At 61.5% G+C, this 17,967-nt stretch carries 14 protein-coding genes; 3 read left to right on the forward strand and 11 right to left on the reverse strand.

What is annotated here, in order from left to right; translation table 11 throughout:
* Positions 1–18: 18 nt before the first annotated feature.
* Both bamC and ACIROY_RS10985 read left to right on the forward strand, forming a co-directional pair.
* The gene (gene bamC / locus ACIROY_RS10980) at positions 19–1,185 is read left to right on the forward strand and encodes an outer membrane protein assembly factor BamC (protein WP_402273273.1); all 1,167 of its coding nucleotides are present in this window, start codon (positions 19–21) and stop codon (positions 1,183–1,185) included.
* Between the two features lie 57 nt (positions 1,186–1,242).
* Complete coding sequence (locus tag ACIROY_RS10985; RefSeq protein ID WP_402273270.1) at positions 1,243–2,022, forward strand: MBL fold metallo-hydrolase; 780 nt, start codon at positions 1,243–1,245, stop codon at positions 2,020–2,022.
* Positions 2,023–2,205: 183 nt separating this feature from the next.
* On the opposite strand, the gene ACIROY_RS10990 is transcribed toward ACIROY_RS10985, so the two are convergent.
* A complete protein-coding gene (locus ACIROY_RS10990; protein ID WP_116433604.1) occupies positions 2,206–2,460 on the reverse strand; it encodes a hypothetical protein in 255 nt (84 codons plus the stop codon).
* Positions 2,461–2,743: 283 nt separating this feature from the next.
* Positions 2,744–3,868: a JmjC domain-containing protein gene (locus tag ACIROY_RS10995; RefSeq protein WP_402341569.1), complete on the reverse strand. Its 1,125-nt coding sequence runs from the start codon at positions 3,866–3,868 to the stop codon at positions 2,744–2,746.
* Positions 3,869–4,100: 232 nt separating this feature from the next.
* Here ACIROY_RS10995 and ACIROY_RS11000 point away from each other — a divergent pair, with 232 nt between their 5' ends.
* Positions 4,101–4,658: a peptidylprolyl isomerase gene (locus tag ACIROY_RS11000; RefSeq protein ID WP_402273266.1), complete on the forward strand. Its 558-nt coding sequence runs from the start codon at positions 4,101–4,103 to the stop codon at positions 4,656–4,658.
* Between the two features lie 89 nt (positions 4,659–4,747).
* Here ACIROY_RS11000 and ACIROY_RS11005 read toward each other — a convergent pair whose 3' ends face one another.
* From ACIROY_RS11005 to ACIROY_RS11045, 9 genes are all read right to left on the reverse strand, one after another.
* On the reverse strand, positions 4,748–5,686 hold the full coding sequence (locus ACIROY_RS11005) for a hypothetical protein (protein ID WP_402341571.1): 939 nt from the start codon (positions 5,684–5,686) through the stop codon (positions 4,748–4,750).
* On the reverse strand, positions 5,683–8,379 hold the full coding sequence (gene mutS / locus ACIROY_RS11010; protein ID WP_402273261.1) for a DNA mismatch repair protein MutS: 2,697 nt from the start codon (positions 8,377–8,379) through the stop codon (positions 5,683–5,685). Before mutS ends, ACIROY_RS11005 begins: the two co-directional genes overlap by 4 nt.
* Positions 8,380–8,664: 285 nt before the next feature.
* Positions 8,665–9,963 carry a guanine deaminase gene (guaD, locus tag ACIROY_RS11015; RefSeq protein WP_402273258.1) on the reverse strand — a complete coding sequence of 433 codons (1,299 nt, stop codon included), beginning with the start codon at positions 9,961–9,963 and terminating at the stop codon, positions 8,665–8,667.
* Between the two features lie 132 nt (positions 9,964–10,095).
* Positions 10,096–11,220 carry a xanthine dehydrogenase accessory protein XdhC gene (xdhC, locus tag ACIROY_RS11020; RefSeq protein ID WP_402341573.1) on the reverse strand — a complete coding sequence of 375 codons (1,125 nt, stop codon included), beginning with the start codon at positions 11,218–11,220 and terminating at the stop codon, positions 10,096–10,098.
* 29 nt (positions 11,221–11,249) lie between these two features.
* Complete coding sequence (xdhB, locus tag ACIROY_RS11025; protein ID WP_402341575.1) at positions 11,250–13,616, reverse strand: xanthine dehydrogenase molybdopterin binding subunit; 2,367 nt, start codon at positions 13,614–13,616, stop codon at positions 11,250–11,252.
* A 12-nt stretch (positions 13,617–13,628) separates the two neighbouring features.
* Positions 13,629–15,143 (reverse strand): xanthine dehydrogenase small subunit, encoded by a 1,515-nt coding sequence (xdhA, locus tag ACIROY_RS11030; RefSeq protein ID WP_402341577.1) that lies wholly within the window; start codon positions 15,141–15,143, stop codon positions 13,629–13,631.
* A gap of 207 nt (positions 15,144–15,350) precedes the next feature.
* Positions 15,351–16,649 carry an NCS2 family permease gene (locus ACIROY_RS11035; protein WP_402273247.1) on the reverse strand — a complete coding sequence of 433 codons (1,299 nt, stop codon included), beginning with the start codon at positions 16,647–16,649 and terminating at the stop codon, positions 15,351–15,353.
* A gap of 15 nt (positions 16,650–16,664) precedes the next feature.
* Complete coding sequence (locus tag ACIROY_RS11040) at positions 16,665–16,868, reverse strand: hypothetical protein (protein ID WP_402341579.1); 204 nt, start codon at positions 16,866–16,868, stop codon at positions 16,665–16,667.
* 116 nt (positions 16,869–16,984) lie between these two features.
* Positions 16,985–17,893: a LysR family transcriptional regulator gene (locus ACIROY_RS11045; protein ID WP_402341580.1), complete on the reverse strand. Its 909-nt coding sequence runs from the start codon at positions 17,891–17,893 to the stop codon at positions 16,985–16,987.
* Positions 17,894–17,967 lie beyond the last annotated feature (74 nt).

Consider the following 17,967-nt stretch of genomic DNA (forward strand, 5'->3'; position numbering starts at 1 on the left):
GCTTTTCATTGCAACGATATGACAATTCGCAAGAACGTTCACTCTGCTTCACGTCTCCTTCCACAACGTGCTCTCATCATTGCCCTGGCTTTTACCAGCCTGGCCGGATGCAGCGCCGTCAGCAACATGCTGGAAGGGGATCGTATCGATTACAAGAGCGCGGAAAAAGCCAAGGGGCCACGACTTGAAGTGCCGCCTGACCTGACCCAGCTCCAGCGCGACAATCGCTATGCGATTCCTGAATCGAACAAGGGTGTCGCCACTGCCTCAGGCTACAACCTGGAACAAAAAACCCGTCCGGCAACCGATGCTGCTGCGGTAGCACCCGCGGCCAAGGGCGACCTGCGCATCGAGCGTGACGGCACCCAGCGTTGGCTGGTTGTGTCGCAGACGCCGGAGCAACTGTGGGGACCGATCAAGGACTTCTGGCAGGATTCCGGCTTCCTGATCAACGTCGAATCGCAGGATACCGGCGTGATGGAAACCGATTGGGCTGAAAACCGCGCCAAGATCCCGCAGGACTTCATCCGCAGCACGCTGGGCAAAGTATTCGATTCGCTGTACTCGACCGGCGAGCGTGACAAATTCCGCACCCGCCTGGAGCGCGGCCCGAACGGCACCACAGAAATCTTCGTGAGCCACCGCGGCGCCGAAGAAGTGCTGACCGGTTCGGCCAAGGAAACCTCGGTCTGGACTGCGCGTCCTTCCGATCCAGGCCTTGAAGCCGAATTCCTGGCGCGCCTGATGGTGCGTCTGGGCGCCGAAGAAACCAAGGCCAAGGCTGCCGTCGCCAATGCGCCGACACTGCAGGCTCGTTCCAAGCTGCTCAAGACCGCCAACGGTTCCAGCGTCCAGGTTGACGAAAGTTTCGACCGTGCGTGGCGCCGCGTGGGTCTGGCGCTTGACCGCGTCGGCTTCACCGTGGAAGACCGCGATCGTACGCAAGGCCTGTATTTCGTGCGCTACGTCGATCAGAACCAGGACGCCAAGGACAAGGAAAGCGAAGGCTTCTTCTCCAAGCTGTTCTCCAGCAAAGACAAGGACAAGAAGGCTGCGCGTTACCGTATCTTCGTCAAGGGCACCGGTGACGTCAGCGATATCACCGTCCAGAACAACGACGGCAAGCAGGAAGTTTCGCAAATCGCCGACAAGATCCTCGGCTTGCTGAACGACCAGCTGAAGTAAGTGCTTGTAGCTCATCTCATTTGAAGTAAAGCAGTACATGCCTTCGCGAGTCCACCGTTGAAATTCGCAAGTCTCGGCAGCGGCAGCGAAGGCAACGCCCTCATCATCTCCGGCACATCCGGCACGACCACCACCACGGTCATGCTGGATTGCGGTTTCGGCATCAAGGAAACCGAGCGTCGCCTGACTCGCATCGGCAAACTCCCACAAGACATCAACGGCATCGTCGTCACGCATGAACACCAGGATCATGTGGGCGGCGTGTTCAAGTTCGCCCGTCGCCATCGCATTCCGGTGTGGCTGACCTACGGCACCTTCCAGGCCGTGGGTGAAGAGGCCTGCAAGGACGTGCAACTGCATTTCTGCCGCGACAGCGAAGCGGTGATCATCGGCGACTTGTCATTGATGCCATACACGGTTCCGCATGATGCCCGCGAGCCGGTGCAATACGTCGCCGGCGACGGCGCGCGCAAGCTCGGCGTGCTGACTGACGCCGGCCAATCGACTGCCCACCTGGTGCAAGCGCTCGGTGGTTGCGATGCACTGGTGCTGGAGTGTAATCATGACCGCCAGATGCTGGCCGATTCCGCCTATCCTCCATCGCTGAAACGCCGTATCGGCGGCGCCTACGGCCATCTGGCCAACGACACCAGTGCTGAAATCCTGGCGGCATTGGACAAGCAAAAACTGAAAACCGTGATCGGCGCGCATCTGAGCCTGAAGAACAACACGCCCGAACTCGCGCGCACCGCGCTGTGCGGCGCATTGGGAGCGCATCCGAGTGAAGTCATGATCGCTTGCCAGGAAGAGGGTTTCGACTGGATTGGCATCGCCTGAGGAGACGAGCGGCGGGAGCGGTTGGCTGGTATTCGGCAGGGACGTGCGCGGGCGACAAGATATGCAGCAGGAGGCGGGGAATGCAGAACTGCTGGAAGCTACCGAGGCGAGCGCCGTAAGCGGCAAGTTGCGCGGGCATAAAAAAAGCCGACCATCGGTCGGCTTTTTCCAATAATCAAAAGATTATTTTGCTGGTGCTGCGTCAGCTGGCTTAGCGTCAGCTGCTGGTGCTGCAGGAGCAGCGTCAGCTGGCTTGGCATCAGCTGCTGGAGCTGCAGGAGCAGCGTCAGCTGGCTTAGCATCAGCTGCTGGTGCAGCTGGTGCTGCTGCAGGAGCTTCAACTGCTGGTGCTGGTGCAGGTGCTGGAGCTTCTTCTTTTTTACCGCAAGCAGCCAGAGCAACAGCCAACAACGATGCGATCAACAGAGTCTTTGTCATGAATATTCCTTCAATAATAATAAAATTTTGCGATGAATAATTACCGGTAATTATCGCTCTATAGGATGCTTTCCTCATCTTGCTTGTTAGCTCAACAATGAAAGCTTTCCAGCCCGATATTATAGCTACATTTTGGGAAAATCACATGCGAATTATTCTTTTCTGTAAGAATTTGTAAGATTGTCGCAAATCCCGTCAGCTTGTCGTCAGCCCTTTATTCATGCAGGTTTCCGGCCCATCGCAAACACGCGAAAAACAAAAAATTGTCGAATTTTTAAGCCTGTTAAGCAAGCTCAAGCCAGCCGTCCTGATACCAGTTGTGGAAGGCCTCCAGCACATCTTTCGAGGCCCGTGCAAGCGCCGTTTTGTCGAGTTGCCGTTCGTCCGCAAGCACTGCCAGCAAGGCCTTGTCGGCGCGTCCGACGGCAAATGACTCGCCGTTGATGAACAGATGCTTGCCGCGATACAGCATCTGCGTTTTGCGTGAAAGCCTGATTCCGCGCTTGTTTGCGGCCTGCACGAAGCGCGCCGGCGTGAGCGGTTTGTCGACCGGATCGAAGTAGGTAGTGGCTTTCGGTTCCGACAGGTATTCGCCGAGGAAAATCGTGATGTCGTCGTCGGTGAAACGCATCTTGTTGATTTCATCGGCCACGCGCGTGAGCAGTTGCTCCGGCAATTCGGCGGGATGTTTGGCCGGCTCCAGCTCGGGATCGGCATAGCGGCCGGGCAGATCGATCGAATCGGCCATGAATTGCAGGAAAGCCTCCCCCAGCTCCTGGAATGCCGGCGCGCGGAAGCCGATCGAATAGGTCATGCATTCGCCGACCGCCACGCCGTCATGGGCGTAATGCGGCGGCAAGTACAGCATGTCGCCCGGTTCGAGCACGAACTCTTCCTCGCTCTTGAAGTTCTTGAGGATCTTCAGCGGCATGCCGTCCACCAGCGACAAATCCTTTTGCGCGCTAATGCGCCAGCGGCGCTGGCCGTGTGCCTGCAGCAGGAACACGTCATAGGAATCGAAATGCGGACCGACTCCGCCGCCGTCGCTGGCGTAGCTGATCATCAGGTCGTCCAGGCGTGCATCGGGAATGAAGCGGAATTCCCGCAGCAGCGCGTCGGCGGCGTCGTCATGCAGGTTGACGCCCTGGACTAGCATGGTCCATTGCTTCTGCTTGAGCGGCGGCAGCTTGGCCAGCGGGCCATGGTCCATCTTCCAGTCTTTGCCGTTCTGCGTGATCAGGCGCGATTCGACGTCTTCGCGGCCGGCCAGATCGAACAATTGCTGGCGCGTCAGCGGCGCCTGGAAAGCGGGAATCGCCTCGCGGATCAGCAAGGGTTTCTTGTGCCAGTAATCGCGCAGGAAGGTGGCGGGGCTGATGCCGCCGAGCAAAGCGAGGGTATTTTTCATGGCGCCATTATAGACGCTGGGCGAGCGTCGGCGGCCGTGGCCTTTTGCCTGACAAAACATCCAAACGGGTATAATTCAGGGTGCAGATTGCAGCGCATTCAAGCTTATGTCATGCCTTCTCGGGACCGTCGCAGCAAGGTTCCGCACCAACCGCAAGCGCAGGCAGTTCTTCCCACCTGCAGTAACCGATGAACAGCCTTACCAGCCATACCGCCATACGAAAGGGGCATACATGAAGATTGCCAAAAATACCGTAGTTTCCGTCAACTACAAGCTCTCCGACGCCCAGGGCGTACTGATCGAAGAAAGCCGCGACCCGATGGTCTACCTCCACGGCGGCTACGAAAACACGCTGCCGAAGATCGAGGAAGCACTGGACGGCAAGGAAGCCGGCTACACCGTCACGATCCAGGTCGAACCGGTCGACGCCTTCGGCGAATACGATGCAGAACTGGTCAAGATCGAGCCGAAGAATCGCCTGCCGTCGCCAATCGAAGTCGGCATGCAGTTCGAAGGTTCGCCGGATGACGAAAATGAAGCAGCGGTGATCTTCACCGTGACCGAAATCGCCGACGACAAGGTTGTCCTCGACGGTAACCATCCGCTGGCCGGCATCGCACTGCGCTTCGACCTGAGTGTCTCCGAAGTACGCGCCGCCACCGAAGAAGAAGTACAGCACCAGCACGTGCACGGTCCGCACGGCCATCACCATGGTCACGATCACGGTCACGATCATGGCGATGATGAAGGCGACGAAGGCGATCACTTCCGCAGCCATCCCGTGCATTGATTCGACTTGCATCAGCCTCAATGAAAAACGCAGCCTCGGCTGCGTTTTTTCATGTCTGAAACATATCCGTGCTTGCGATCTGCGCAAGCTTACTGTGTTGGCGGCGGCGCTCTCGTCGCCCTGGAAGAATCGCTCAGCGTGAAGAGTGCCGCATTGCCGCTGTCGACCGTGAATTTCGACCAGCCCGACGCCACGCCGATGCTGCCCAGGTTGCGACGCCAGATGATGCCGGCGTTGGATTCATCCTTCAGCGTTTCACCATGCACCAGCAAGACTTTGCCCTTGAACGTCGCCGCCAGCGTGGTGATGCGCTGGCGCGTTTCGGCAAAGCCATCGCGTTGGCCGCGCAGCAGGAAAGGGCGCTGGCTGGGCTGCGCCAATGGATTGCCATCGGTGAACAGTACTATGCCGGCCAGCTTCTTTTGCGTGGCGAAGGTGAACACCCGTTGCAGCCAGTCCTTGTTGGCGATCAGGCGGTCTTCAAATTCACTGTTGCGACCGCCGTCCTGCAGAAAGTGATTATTGGCGGCCGGCAGGTTGAGGGTGGCGAACAGCACGTTGCCGAACTCCCAGCGCGCGTTTTCGGTATAACTGCGGAATTTTGGCGTGACCGACTGGCGGAACAGCGGCACCTTGCTGGCGCCGAATGAAAATTCATCCGGGAAAAACAAATCGCGCACCCGGTTCAGCCGCTCGATCGCCACCGAACCGTTCTTGTTGCGGCAGCCGACCCAGTCGCTCGCCGCGAGCGACACGATGACGCCGTTCTCGGCTTCCTTGAGCAAGTCGCGGCGCGCGCTGTAAAGCGCATCGCTGCACGCTTCCGCTGCCGATTTGATGCCGTTGACGACGACGAAGGCAAGATTGTCGGCGTCGCTTTCGTCCAGTGCGCGGCGCAGCACGCCTTCGTCCGGACTGCCGGAAAAGGAATGGCCGATCACGCCGAAATGAAAGCTGTCCTGCGCCCGCGATGCCGGCGCTGCGCACAAGGCGGCGCCGAGCAGAACGATAGACAGCAGTTGCTTCATGCGCCGTCGCCCAACTGCTTCAGGCGATACAGGGCGTCCAGCGCCTGGCGCGGCGTCATGGCGTCGGGGTCGATATCGGCCAGGGCATCGGCCACGGCTTGCGCCGCCGGATCGACTTGCGCCGCAGACGTGACGCGGACCTCGTCTTCGTCGGCGCGCGCCGGTGCGCTGAACAGGTCGAATTGCGGCGTGGTCTGGACTGATTGCGTTTCCAGCGCCGCCAGATGCTTGCGCGCAGCGCGGATCACCGGCGTCGGCACGCCCGCCAGCTGCGCCACCTGCAAGCCGTAGCTTTGCGATGCCGGACCGGCCTGCACCGCATGCAGGAACACAATGCTGTCCTTGTGCTCGACCGCCGACAAGTGCACGTTGGAAGCGGTCGGATGCACTTCCGGCAATTGCGTCAGTTCGAAATAGTGGGTAGCGAACAGCGTGAAGCTGCGCGTGGCGTCAATCAGGTGCTTGGCGATCGCCCAGGCCAGCGCCAGACCGTCGAAGGTCGAAGTGCCGCGGCCCACTTCATCCATCAGCACCAGCGAATTCTCGGTGGCGTTGTTGAGGATGGAGGCCGACTCCGTCATCTCCACCATGAAGGTGGAACGGCCGCCGGCCAGATCGTCGGCCGCGCCGATACGCGTGAAGATGCGGTCGATCGGGCCGATCGTCGCGCTGGTGGCCGGCACGAAGCTGCCGACATACGCCAGCAGCGTGATCAGCGCCACCTGGCGCATGAAGGTCGATTTGCCGCCCATGTTGGGGCCGGTGATCAGCAACAGCTTGCGTTCGGCGGTGAAGGCGCAGTCGTTGGCGATGAAGCGTTCGATCTGGTTTTCCACCACCGGGTGGCGGCCTTGCTCGATCACGATGGTCGGCTCGGTCACCAGCTGCGGCGCGCACCAGTTGTTGCGCGCGGCGTGGTCGGCCAGCGCTACCAATGTGTCGAGCTGGGCCAGCGCGTGGGCGATGGCCTGCAGCGTCACGATGTGCGGCGACAGGTCTTGCAGTAATTGTTCGTACAGGAATTTTTCGCGCGACAAGGCACGCTCCTGCGCCGAGAGGGCCTTGTCTTCGAAGGCCTTCAGTTCCGGCGTGATGTAGCGTTCGGCGTTCTTGAGCGTCTGGCGGCGGCGATAGTCGTCCGGCACCTTGTCGGTCTGGCCGTGCGTGACTTCGATGTAGAAGCCGTGCACCTTGTTGTATTCGACGCGCAGGTTGGCGATGCCGGTGCGGGCGCGTTCGCGTGTTTCGAGATCGATCAGGAACTGGCCGGCGTTTTCCGACAGGCCGCGCAACTCATCCAAGTCGGCGTCGAAGCCGCGTGCAATCACGCCGCCGTCGCGCACCATGGCGGCCGGTTCCAGCATGATCGAGCGTTCCAGCAGGTCGAGGCATTCGGTCGGTGTCGCCAGCGCATCGTGCAGATCCAGCAGCAAGGGCGCATCGGCGTCGCGGCTGCACATCGCTACGTAATTGCGCAGCGAACCGAGTTGCTGCAAGCCGCCGCGCAGGCCTGCCAGGTCGCGCGGACGCGCCGACAGCAGCGCGATGCGGGTGGTGATGCGTTCGATGTCCGGCACCGCCGCCAGGGTTGCCGATAAACCGGAGCAAGCGTCGGTACGCATCAGCGCGTTGATCGCGGCGTGGCGCGCACGGGCCACTTTCTGATCACGGCGCGCATGATGCAGCCAGTGGCGCAGCAGGCGCGAACCCATCGCCGTGCGGCAATGGTCAAGCAGCGAGAACAGCGTCGGCGCCAGCGCGCTGGCGTCCTGCGCACGGATGGTTTCGGTCAGTTCCAGGTTGCGGCGGGTGGAGGCGTCGAGGCCGATGAATTCGTTTTCCGATTCCACGGTCAGCGCGCGCACATGCTGCAAGCCCTTGCCCTGGGTCGACTGCGCATAGCGCAGCAGCGCGCCACCGGCGCCGATCGCGGCGCTCATGCCTTCCGCACCGAAGCCGTTCAACGTAGCTACCGACAATTGATCGAGCAAAGCCTTCTGGCCGCTCGGCTGGTCGAAATGCCAGTCCGGCACCGTGGTCGGCTTGCCGCTGAGGATGTGCGAATAGGCGGCTTCCTCACTGTCGCCGATCAGCGTTTCGGCCGGCGAGATGCGCTCCAGCTCCTGCTTCAGGCGCGCTTCCAGCACGGCCGGCTCGGCGCTGAATTCCATCAGTTTCAAGGCGCCGCTGGCCATCGACAGCCAGGCCAGGCCGACGGTGATGGTCTTGCGTTGCTTGCTGGCGGCGACGTTGACGGCCAGCAGCGGACGTTCGGATTTTTCGGGCAGCAGGTCGGAGTCGGTCAGCGTGCCGGGCGTGATCACGCGCACCACCTTGCGTTCGACCGGACCCTTGCTGGTGGCCGGGTCGCCGATCTGTTCGCAGATCGCCACCGATTCGCCCAGCTTGATCAGCTTGACCAGATACTGGTCGACGGAGTGGAAAGGAATCCCCGCCATCTTGATCGGCGAGCCGTTGGACGAGCCGCGCTGGGTCAGCGTGATGCCCATCAGGCGCGACGCTTTTTCGGCGTCGTCGAAGAACAGTTCGTAGAAGTCGCCCATGCGATAGAACACCAGCGTGGTCGGATACTCCGCCTTGATGCGCAGGTACTGGACCATCATGGGAGTGTGCTTCTCGCCGCCGGCGCTGCCGGGATCGGATTCAACGGTGGATTTCAAGTGTTTGGTCATTCAGTCAATTGCCGCCGCCGCTTCAAGGATTACACGAGAATGGCGTCGTCTTGCGAAGGTTTTCGGGAATTCTGGCGATCTGCCATTTTACCGCGTGCGGGGGCCGCCCACGAGGCTGAACTACATAGCCGAACTACAAGGCGGTGCCAGGACGGTTCTGTCGCGACTGCCAGTTGACAAACAATCAATGCGCCGGTTCCACGTCCGGTGGACGCAGCGAGATGAAAAAAGGGCGAACCGTTTGCACGGCCCGCCCCAAACTCCTCAAAAAATCAGATAGCCGTCTTAGCGCGTATGCACGCAAGCCCCCGCCGAATACGTCGCGGCAATCGCGCGGTCATCGGCCAGGATCGCCAGGGCAAACAGTTGTTCTTCCAGACTCTCCGTGGTGGCGCTGCGCCGTGCCAGCAGCGGCGTGCATTTCGGATCGAGCACGACGAAGTCGGCGTCGCAGCCGGCGGCAAAGTTGCCGATCTTGCCTTCCAGCTGCAAGGCGCGCGCACCGCCCAGCGTCGCCAGGTAGAACATGCGTTGCGCGGACAGGTGGGTGCCGGCCATGCGACCGACCTTGTACAGCTCGTTCATCGTTTGCAGCATCGAGAAGCTGGTGCCGCCGCCGACGTCGGTGGCTAAAGACACAGGCATGCGCAGCTTGTCGGCGTTGGCGAAGTCGAACAAACCACTGCCGAGGAACAGGTTGGAGGTCGGGCAGACGGTGGCCACCGATTGCGTCGCCGCCATGCGCGCGCGGTCCGCGTCGTCCAGCCAGATGCAGTGAGCATACAGCGCGCGCTCGCGCATCAGGCCGTACTGGTCGTAGACGTCGAGATAGCTGCGGGCGTCGGGGAACAGCTCCTTCACCCATTTCACTTCATCGGTGTTTTCGGCGACGTGGGTCTGGATGTAGGTGTCCGGATATTGCGTCGCGAGTTCGCCGGCCAGCTTCAGCTGTTGCGGTGTCGAGGTCGGCGCAAAGCGCACCGTGATGGCGTAGTGCTGGCGGCCCTTGTTGTGCCAGCGCTGGATCAGCTCTTCGCTCTCGCGCGCGCCGCTTTCGGCGGTGTCGCGCAGGAAGTCCGGCGCGTTGCGATCCATCAGGCACTTGCCGGCCACCATGCGCAGGTTCAGTTCGCTGCTGCGGCTGAAGAAGGCATCGACCGATTGCGGATGCACGGTGCAATACACGGCGGCCGTGGTGGTGCCGTTGCGCAGCAGTTCGGCCAGGAAGAAGTCGGCCACTTCACTGGCGTGTTCGCCGCTCTCGAAACGGCGTTCGGCCGGGAAGGTATAGGTATTCAGCCATGGCAACAGGCCCGGTGCGGGCGAGCCGATGATGTCGGTCTGCGGATAGTGAACGTGGGTGTCGATGAAGCCGGGCGTGATGATCTTGCCGCGATAGTCGAGCGGTACGCAGTCGGCGGGCAGGGTGGCGGACAGCTTGCCGTAATCGCCGGCGGCGACGATCTTGCCGTCGGCGACGATCAGCAGGCCGTCGCTGTGCCATTGCGTGGCGCGTTCGTCGAAGGCGGGATCGTTGCGGAAATGGAGCAGGCTGGCGCGATAGGCTTGCACGTGGGAAGTCATGGGTAATCCTTAATCTGGCTATTCGGCTGCGTGCTGCGCGTGACGTGAAGGCGCAACTGCGAACAACCGAATGATACTGGTATGAGATGGTGTGCTGGAACAGATGCTGCGGAGGCGACGGTCCGGTTGTCCTTAGCTCCGGCCGTCCAGCATGTGTGTGGGCGGTCTCGCCTTGAATGTGTCGGTCCGGTCAGACTGCGACGGCTGCTGCGCTTTCACCACCCTCAGCGCCTGCAGCTCCCATAATTGCAGCAACTGCGCCACCACCGCCAGCGCGATGCTGGCGGGTTCCTTGCCGTAGATGCCCGGAATGCCGATCGGGCAGGTCATCTTGTTCAGTTGTTCCTGCGTGATGCCGCGATCGAGCAGACGATGCTCGAATTGCTTGCGCTTGGTCTGCGAGCCGATCAGGCCGTACCAGCCGATGTCGGCGCGCTTGAGGATACGTTCGCTCAGCTGCTGGTCCAGCGCGTGGCTGTGCGTCATCACGAGGAAGTAGGCGCCCGGCTCGGCCATGTCCACCACAGCGTTGGGCACGTCGGTGGCTTCCACCGTCACCTGCATCGGCAGGTCAGCGGGGAACATGTCTTCGCGTTCATCGACCCACAGCACGCGGCAGGGCAGCGTCGCCAGCACGCGCACGATGGCGGCGCCGACATGGCCGGCGCCGAACAGCACGACCTGCGGCTGATGCGCGCGGCAGCGGTCCAGCAGCCAGCGGCGACCGTAGCGGTCTTGCGTGACATGGGTGTTGCCGGCATGGCGGAATTGCTCGGCGTCGAGGCCATTGTCGGGCGCGCTGAGATCACAGGCTTCGCCTTCCAGTTCATAGAGCAGCGTCGGGTCGTCCGATTCCAGCGCGACCGCGCGCCAGACGTCGACGCCGTTGCGCCAGTGATGTTCGAGTTCGGTCAGCATCGACCCTGCACGGGTATCGACGTGCGGTTCGATGCGTTCAAACGCCAGGAACACCACCCCGCCGCAGCATTGGCCGAGGCTGGGTCCCAGTGCGATGCGTTCGAATTTGCGGATGCCGGCAAACACCGTCGCATCCGCCGCCAACATGTCGCGCGCGATCTGCGCTGCGCGCCATTCCAGATGACCGCCGCCGATGGTGTCGTACTGGCCGTCGGCCGTAAACACCATGCGCGCACCCGCCTCGCGCGGCGTCGACCCCTGGATGGTCGCCACCGTGACCAGCACTGCCGGGATGGCGGTGCTGTGCAAGTCCTTGAGTGCGGCAAGCCAGTTGGTCATGAATTCCCCTGTGAAGTTGACAATGCGTACTACTGAGTGATCTGTGCAGCCTTCACCGCATCAATCGCATCCAGAATCGCCTCGCTGGTCGCTGGCGCGCGCAGCGGCGGATTGACGCGATGTTCACCCACCGCCGACACCGCATCGCGGATCGCCAGGAACACCGAGAACGGCAGCAGCAGCGGCGGCTCGCCGGTGGCCTTGGAGCGGTGGATGGTATCCGAGACATTGCTGTTCTTGAACAACTGCGTGCGGAAGTCTGTGGGGCAATCCGACACCGCCGGAATCTTGTACGTCGACGGCGCATGCGTCATCAGCTTGCCGTCCTTGTTCCACCACAGCTCTTCCGTGGTCAGCCAGCCCATGCCCTGGATGAAACCACCTTCGACCTGGCCGATGTCGATGGCCGGGTTCAGGCTTTCGCCGGCGTCATAGAGAGAGTCCGCACGGATCAGGCGCCATTCACCGGTCAGCGTGTCGATCACGACCTCGGCTACCGCCGCGCCATAGGCGAAGTAAAAGAACGGATGGCCGTTCATGGTCTTGGAATTCCAGTGCACCTTCGGCGTCGAGTAGAAACCGTCCGACCACAATTGCACGCGCTTCAGGTAAGCCTGCATCACCAGTTCTTCAAAGGCCACCGATTGCGCGCCGGTCGAGACCATGCCGTCGGCGAAGCGCACTTCGCTGACGTCGGCGTTGAAGCGTTCCGCTGCGACCTGCGCCAGTCGCGCGCGGATCTGCAAGGCCGCATCCTGCGCCGCCTTGCCGTTCAGGTCGCTGCCGGTCGAGGCGGCGGTGGCCGAAGTGTTGGCGATCTTGCTGGTGTCGGTCGCTGTGCAGCGAACCTGTTTCAGCGGCAGGCCGAGCGCGTTGGCGACGACTTGCGCGACCTTGGTGTTGAGCCCCTGGCCCATTTCCGTGCCGCCGTGATTGACCAGTACCGAGCCGTCGGTATAGACGTGCACCAGCGAGCCGGCCTGGTTCAGGTGCGGCACGTTGAACGAGATGCCGAACTTGACCGGCGTCAGCGCCAGGCCGCGTTTGAGGACGGTGTTCTCGGCATTGAAGGCCTTGATGGCCAGTCGGCGTTCCTGGTATTCGCTGGTGCGCTCCAGTTCGTCGACCAGCGCCTGAATCACGTTGTCTTCCACCTTCTGGCCGTAGTGCGTGGTGTTGCGCGCATCCGGGCCGTCGGCGTCGCTGCTGCCGTAGAAGTTGGCGCGGCGCACCTCCAGCGCGTCCTTGCCGAGATTGCGGGCGATTTCGTCGACGATGTATTCGATCGCGATGGCGCCTTGCGGACCGCCGAAGCCGCGGAAAGCGGTATTCGATTGGGTGTTGGTCTTGCCGCACATGGCATGGATTTCCACGTCCGACAGATAGTAGGCATTGTCGAAGTGGCATACCGCGCGCGTGGCGACCGGACCCGACAAGTCGGCCGAGAAGCCGGCGCGCGAGACCATGTCGATCTTGGCGGCGACGATGCGGCCGTTGTCGTCGTAGCCGATTTCGTAATCGTAGGCGAAGCAGTGGCGCTTGCCGGTGACGATCATGTCGTCGTCGCGGTCGGCGCGCAGCTTGATCGGACGACGCAGGCGCGCTGCGGCCACCGCTGCGGCGCAAGCCCACAGCGCCGATTGCGATTCCTTGCCGCCGAAGCCGCCGCCCATGCGCCGGCACTCGACCAGCACGTCATGCGAAGCGATGTGCAGCACTTCGGCAATGTGATGCTGCATTTCGCTCGGATGCTGGGTCGAGCAATACACGTGCATGCCGCGGCCTTCTTTGGGGATGGCGTACGAGATCTGGCCTTCCAGGTAAAACTGTTCCTGGCCGCCGACGTCGAACTTGCCCTTGAGCTTGTGCGGCGCCGTGTTGAAGGCTTCCGACGGATTGCCGCGGGTCAGGTGCATCGGCGGCAGCACATAGGATTCGGCTGCATGCGCGGCGCGCGGCGTCAGCACGGCCGGCAGTTCTTCGTAGTCGATCACGGCCTGGCGCGCAGCGCGGCGGGCGTTGTCGTGGCTATCGGCAATGACCACGAAGATCGGTTGGCCGACGTACTGCACCAGGTCTTCCGCCAGCACGGGATCATCCTTGATGATGGCGCCGCATTGGTTTTCGCCGGGGATGTCGGCGGCAGTGTAGACCGCGACCACGCCCACCGAGGCTTTCACCTTGCTCAGATCGATAGCACGCAATTTTGCATGCGCCTTGCTCGACAGGCCGAGCGCGGCATGCAGCGTGCCTTGCAGCTCGACGATGTCGTCGGTGTAAGTGGCTTCGCCGGTCACGTGCAGGATGGCGGACTCGTGCGGATGCGGTTTGCCGACCTCGGTCCAAGGTGCCTTGGAGGATTTGATAGACATGAATTCTTCAGTTTGCTTGTTCATTGCGTTTCCTTCCTAAGCAATCCGGGTAACTGGAACAATCGGAATTGCTTTTTTACCGTGCACAAATGCGCTCACGGAGGCAGCCGGCAACGGCGCGTCGGCGCGCGTCTCCAGCCAGTAGCGGTACAAGAGGTTTTGTGCGGTTCTCATACGATACGCCGAAGACGCGCGCATGTCAGAAAGCGGTGCGTAATCTTGCGCCAGCGCAAGCATTGCTGCTTTGACATTGGCCTCGTTCCACTCCTTGCCGTTGAGCGCAGCCTCGGCCTGGGCAGCGCGCTTGGGCGTGGCCGCCATGCCGCCGTAAGCCATACGGGCATCGACCACCTTGCCGCCTTCAAGGCGGAAGGAAAACGCGGCGCACACCGCCGAGATGTCCTGGTCGAAACGCTTGGTCAGCTTGTACACGCGGAAGGCGATGTCCTTGCGCGGCAACGGCACGCGCACGGCCTGGACGAACTCATTGGGCAGGATCGCCGACTTCTGGTACGCGATATAAAAATCTTCCAGCGGCATGACACGTTGACCGTCGACGCCGTACAGCACGATCTCGGTGCCGAGCGCGATCAGCCAGGGCATCGAGTCGCCGATCGGCGAGCCGTTGGCGACGTTGCCCCCGAGCGTGCCGGCGTTGCGCACCGGCAGCGAGGCGAAGCGTTGCCACATTTCGGACAGCTCATCCGGATATTGTTCGGTCAAGGCAGCGTAGGCTTTTTCCAGCGTGACGCCGGCGCCGATTTCCAGCCAGCCGTCCTCGTCCTGCTGGACGATGTGGCGGAGTTCTTCCACCTGGCCGATGTAGATGATGTCGCCCAGATCGCGCATGTGCTTGGTCACCCACAGGCCGACGTCGGTCGAGCCGGCCAGGATGCGCGCCTTCGGCAAGTCGTTGCGCAATGTCGCCAGTTGCGCCAGTGTGCGCGGCGCGTGGAAGGTCTGGCCGGCATGCGTGACGCTCAACGGTTCCTCGCGCCGGATCGCACGCAGGGCGTCGATCACCGGTGCGCGGTCGAAGCTCACCTTCGGCAATTCGCCCATGCGGCGCGCGGCGTCGATGATCGGACGATAGCCGGTGCAGCGGCACAGGTTGCCGGACAGGGCGTCGTCGATTTCCCGCGTGGTCGGTGTGACGCTGTCCTGTTCATGCTTGAGATACAGGCCCCACAGCGACATCACGAAGCCCGGTGTGCAGAAGCCGCATTGGGAGCCGTGGCATTCCACCATCGCCTGCTGGGCAGGGTGCAGGCAGCCGTCGCGCTGCTTCAGGTCTTCCACGGTGAACAGCGCCTTGCCGTCCAGCGTCGGCACGAACTGGATGCAGGAGTTGACCGTTTTCAGTTCCAGCTCGTTGCCGCGCAGCTCGCCCACGACCACCGTGCAGGCGCCGCAATCGCCTTCCGCGCAACCCTCTTTGGTGCCGGTGCAATGCAGGTCTTCGCGCAAATGCTGCAAAACGGTGCGTGTATTGGGCAGTCCATCGATTTGATGGGTCTCGCCGCGGAAATAGAAGCGAATCGGTTCGGACATGGTGTGCTTTGCTATATAAAAATGGCTATCGAAGAAACAGTGAATCAAGATTTGTGCCGGGACCTTTTAGAGAGAAAACCTATTTGCCGCAGCCGATTGTTGCGGCAGATTGTTGGGGTGGTTCGCTCTCTGGAAAATCCTTCTGTCTTGCTGCCGGCGTCCCCCGAAGAGCGACGCCGGCATTCCGTCAGTTCATGCTGCAGGCGATCAACCGCCCAGGTAAATCATCTTGAACAGGAAGATCGCCGCGATCACCCAGATCACCGCCGACACGTCCTTGACGCGACCGGTCAGCAGCTTCAGCGCGGCGTAGCTGATAAAGCCCAGCGCCAGGCCGTTGGCGATCGAATAGGTGAACGGCATGACCAGTGCGGTGATCACGGCCGGCACGCACTCGGTGGTGTCGTTCCAGTCGATGTCGGCCAGTTCGCGCAGCATCAGGCACGCCACGAAGAACAGCGCCGGCGCCGTTGCATAGGCCGGCACTACGCCCGCCAGCGGCGCAATGAACAGCGCCAGCAGGAACAGCGCGGCAACCGCCACCGCCGTCAGACCGGTGCGTCCGCCCGCTTGTACGCCGGCCGCACTTTCAATATAGGCAGTGGTGCTCGAAGTGCCAAGCAGCGAACCGGCGACGATCGCACCGCTGTCAGCCAGCAAGGCCTTGTTGATACGCTCGATCTTGCCGTTCTTGACCAGTCCGGCGCGTTGCGCCACGCCCATCAGCGTGCCGGTGGCGTCGAACAATTCCACCAGGAAGAACACCAGCACCACGTTCAGCAGGCCCATCGAAATCGCGCCCTTGAGATCGAGCTGGAACAGCGTCGGCGAGATCGATGGCGGCATGGAGAACACGCCGTTGAAATGATTGCCGCCGAAGATGAAGCTCAGCACTGTCACGCTCAGGATGCCGATCAGCAGCGCGCCGCGGATCTTCAGCTGGTCCAGCGCGACGATCACCAGGAAGCCGATGATGGCTAGTACCGGCGCGACCTGATGCAAGTCACCCATGGTGACGAAGGTGGCAGGGCTGGCAGCGACGATGCCGGCGTTTTTGAGCGAGATCAGCGCGAGGAACAGTCCTATCCCCGCCGGTATCGCCGTGCGCAGTGAATGCGGAATCGCGTTGATGATCAGCTCGCGGATGCGGAACAGGCTCACCAGCAGGAACAGGCAGCCCGAGATGAACACAGCGCCCAGCGCAGCCTGCCACGGGAAGCCCATGCCCTTGACCACGGCGTAGGCGAAGTACGCGTTGAGACCCATGCCCGGCGCCAGGCCGATCGGGTAATTGGCATACAGGCCCATGATCAGGGTGCCGATGGCCGCCGCCACGCAGGTGGCGACGAAGACGGAATCCTTCGGCATGCCCGCATCCCCGAGTATGGATGGGTTGACGAAAATGATGTAGGCCATCGTCAGGAAGGTCGTGAGACCGGCCAGCAGCTCGGTACGGACGGTCGTGCCGTTGTCGCTGAGTTTGAAAAACTTGTCCAGAAAAGTCATGAGAATTGTCTCCGTTTACGCAGTGATTACAGTGCGCGATTCTTTTTTATACGCCAGAAAACTTGCAGATTTCTCAGGTCCGCAAAAAATGGGCGTTCTGATTTGTATCTTGTGTTGCGCCGCTTCCATTTCCACGCTCCAAGCACGTAAACCGGCTTCAAGCAGATTGATTGCAGCGTATGTAATGTCGTTGAAATATTTGGTGAAAAAGTAACGCATGGGGAATATCAACTATAAGGCTATGGGTATATGGCTATGCGGAAATCGAATATTGTCTGTCTGGCATCATGCCGACGGTGACCATTCCACTTCCGAAAGTATGGAATTAAGGCGATTCAGGATCGGGTCCAGTAATCCGGCTGCGAATACACCTCCTTCAGGTAATCGATGAAAAAGCGCGTCTTCGCCGGCAGATGCCGTTGTTGCGGGTAGACGGCCATGATGTCGTAATGGGGCAGGGCGTATTCGTCCAGCACCGTGATCAGCTCGCCCGAGGCCAGTTGCGACTGGATTTCCCAGGTCGAGCGCCACGCCAGCCCGAGTCCTTCGCTGGCCCAGCGGTGCAGCAGCTCGCCGTCGTTGCAATCCAGGTTGCCCTGCGCGCGGATGATCACCGGCTTGCCGTTCTGCTGGAAATACCAGCCGCGCTGTTGCCCGCCCTGCAGGTTGAAGGCCAGGCAATTGTGTTGCGCCAGGTCGTCGAGCGTCTTGGGAATGCCGTTCCGGTGCAGGTATTCCGGCGCGGCGCACACCACGCGGCGGTTGCTGGCCAGCTTGACCGCCACAAAGCTGGGCTCGATCGCGCCGCCGATGCGGATGCCCAGATCGTAGCCTTCCCGCACCAGGTCCACCACGCGGTCGGTCAGGTTGAACGAGATCTGCACCTCCGGATGATTGGCCAGGAAAGTCGGCGCATGCGGCGCCACATGCAGCCGTCCATACGCCGCCGGCGTGGAGACGACCAGATGGCCGGTGGCCTTGTGGCGGCCTTCGGCGATGCTCTTTTCCGCCACCTCGATATCGCCCAGCAGTTTGCGGCAATGGTCGAGGAAGACGCTGCCTTGTTCCGTCAGCGTCAGATGCCGCGTGGTGCGATGCATGAGCTTGGTGCCGAGGCGTTTTTCAAGAGCGTCGATGCGTCGGCCCAGCATCACCGGGGTGATGTTTTCTTCCAGCGCGGCGGCGGCCAGGCTGCCTTTTTCGACCACGGACACGAACGCTTCGATCTGTTTGAGTTTGTCCATAAATCCTCCTTACGCCGCTAACAAAACGCCGCTGGCGGCGTTGCTTCTCCTTGCCGTACGTTCGTACTGTCTGC

Source organism: Herbaspirillum sp. NPDC101396, assembly GCF_044767365.1.
Lineage (GTDB): Bacteria > Pseudomonadota > Gammaproteobacteria > Burkholderiales > Burkholderiaceae_D > Herbaspirillum.